Annotated in this window: 1 protein-coding gene; it reads right to left on the minus strand. The window is 62.0% G+C overall.

Features of this window, described 5'->3' with window-relative positions; all coding sequences use genetic code 11:
• Window positions 1-1,968 (minus strand): transketolase (tkt, locus tag M2416_RS26890; RefSeq protein WP_259227605.1); only part of this gene is annotated, 1,968 nt, incomplete at both ends.

The following is a 1,968-nucleotide window of genomic DNA, read 5'->3' on the forward strand; positions in this document are numbered from 1 at the left end:
CAGCAGCGCTTTCGCCTTAGCGACCACGTTCTCAACGGTGAAGCCGAACTCTTCGAACAGCAGCTCAGCCGGCGCGGACTCGCCGAAGCTGGTCATGCCGACGATAGCGCCGTTCAGACCCACGTATTTGAACCAGTAGTCAGCGATACCCGCTTCCACCGCCACGCGAGCCGAAACCGCTTTCGGCAGCACCGATTCACGGTACGCCGCATCCTGCTTGTCGAAGGCATCGGTGGACGGCATGGACACCACGCGCGCCTTCACCCCTTCCGCTGACAGCTGGTCCCACGCGGCAACCGCCAGCTCCACTTCTGAACCGGTGGCGATGAAGATCAGCTCCGGCTGCGAACCGGCGCACTCCTTCAGCACGTAGCCGCCGCGGGCAACGTTCGCCAGCTGCTCTTCCGTACGCTCCTGCTGCGCCAGGTTCTGACGCGACAGGATCAGCGCCGTCGGGCCGTCGTGACGCTCCACGCCGTATTTCCACGCAATCGCCGATTCCACCTGGTCACACGGACGCCATGTGCTCATGTTCGGCGTCACGCGCAGGGAAGCCACCTGCTCAACCGGCTGGTGCGTCGGGCCGTCTTCGCCCAGACCGATGGAGTCGTGGGTGTAGACCATCACCTGACGCTGCTTCATCAGCGCCGCCATACGTACCGCGTTACGCGCGTACTCCACGAACATCAGGAAGGTGGAGGTGTACGGCAGGAAACCGCCGTGCAGGGAGATACCGTTGGCAATCGCGGTCATCCCGAACTCACGCACGCCGTAGTGGATGTAGTTCCCGGCGGTGTCTTCGTTAATCGCCTTCGAGCCGGACCAGATGGTCAGGTTGGACGGCGCCAGGTCAGCCGAGCCGCCGAGGAATTCAGGCAGCAGCGGGCCAAAGGCTTCAATCGCATTCTGCGACGCTTTACGGCTGGCGATTTTCGCCGGGTTAGCCTGCAGTTTCGCGATGAATTCGTTCGCTTTCGCGTCGAAGTCAGCCGGCATTTCACCCTTCATGCGGCGGGTATACTCGGCGGCTTCCTGCGGGAAGGCTTTCGCATAAGCAGCGAACTTCTCGTTCCACGCCGCTTCTTTCGCCTGACCGGCTTCTTTGGCATCCCACTGCGCGTAGATGTCAGACGGGATTTCAAACGCCGGGTGGGTCCAGCCCAGGGCCTCGCGGGTCAGCGCGATTTCCGCGTCGCCCAGCGGCGCGCCGTGGGAGTCGTGGGTGCCCTGTTTGTTCGGCGAACCGAAGCCGATGATGGTTTTGCACATCAGCAGGGACGGCTTGTCGGTCACCGCGCGCGCTTCTTCCACCGCGCGTTTAATGGCCTCAGCGTCGTGGCCGTCAACGCCGCGCACCACGTGCCAGCCGTAGGCTTCGAAACGTTTGGCGGTATCGTCGGTGAACCAGCCTTCAACGTGACCGTCGATGGAGATGCCGTTGTCGTCATAGAACGCCACCAGCTTGCCCAGCTTCAGGGTACCGGCCAGGGAGCACACTTCGTGAGAAATGCCTTCCATCATGCAGCCGTCGCCCATGAAGGAATAGGTGAAGTGGTCAACGATATCGTGGCCCGGACGGTTGAACTGCGCCGCCAGGGTTTTTTCAGCAATCGCCATGCCGACCGCGTTGGCAATCCCCTGGCCCAGCGGGCCGGTGGTGGTTTCAACGCCGGCGGTGTAGCCGACTTCCGGGTGGCCCGGGGTTCTGGAGTGCAGCTGACGGAAGTTTTTCAGTTCTTCAATCGGCAGATCATAACCGGTGAGATGCAGCAGGCTGTAAATCAGCATTGAGCCGTGGCCGTTGGAGAGCACGAAACGGTCGCGATCGGCCCAGGCCGGGTTGTTCGGGTTATGATTCAGGAAATCACGCCACAGGACTTCGGCAATGTCAGCCATACCCATCGGGGCACCCGGGTGGCCGGATTTGGCTTTCTGTACCGCGTCCATGCTCAGCGCACGAATAGCGTT

Origin of the sequence: Klebsiella sp. BIGb0132 (assembly GCF_024810075.1) — a bacterium.
Taxonomy (GTDB): domain Bacteria; phylum Pseudomonadota; class Gammaproteobacteria; order Enterobacterales; family Enterobacteriaceae; genus Klebsiella; species Klebsiella terrigena.